Below are 644 nucleotides of genomic sequence, written 5' to 3'. Positions count from 1 at the left end.
ATTTATTCCCTTTTGCATCTGTATCTACATAAACATTATTGGTATACCAACGCATCATTTTATCATCACCATAAATAATATTTTCATCTGCAAATAACTGCTCTATAAGTGGTGCTAGTTTATTATGGGTTATGTATCCATTTCCCACATCACTTAAGGGCAAACCAACTTCTTTAAAGGCTGTTTCTAATAACATTTTTCTATATCTATCACAGCAAATATCTAAAATATTTATATTGTATTTACTAACCATAGTTAAAAACCAATTAGCTATATACTTAGGTTTTATAGTATCCTCTTTTAAAACAGTACATAGTCCTTCTTTTTCTGCTAATTTAACATCAAATTTTATAGCTCTTCCCTTTATTTCTAAAGCTCTATGACATATAAATGAGTGGTGTAACCATACTCTTTTATCACCCACTTTAAATAATAAACCACATCCTACAAAATCTCTTGTACTGGCAAAGTCTACTCCACCTACACAGGAATAATTATTTATATCTGGTATAGGCTGATTAGTAGCTTTTATTTTTTCCCATTCAGCCACTATGGTATAAGAATCCTGTGCAGGTCTATTCATTCTTTTAGTCATAAAGGTTAAAGCAGTTTGAGGTTGAAATTTCATATCCCCATATTCTTCA

At 30.4% G+C, this 644-nt stretch carries 1 protein-coding gene; it reads right to left on the bottom strand.

What is annotated here, in order from left to right; genetic code table 11:
* Window positions 1-644, bottom strand: a 644-nt coding sequence (locus GBZ86_RS16570) for a terminase TerL endonuclease subunit (RefSeq protein ID WP_234885192.1), incomplete at both ends; no start/stop codon positions are given.

The sequence above is a fragment of the Clostridium tarantellae genome, from assembly GCF_009295725.1.
Lineage (GTDB): Bacteria > Bacillota > Clostridia > Clostridiales > Clostridiaceae > Sarcina > Sarcina tarantellae.
The sequence above is the reverse complement of the archived record's forward strand: the minus strand, read 5'-3'. Positions and strand labels throughout refer to the sequence as shown.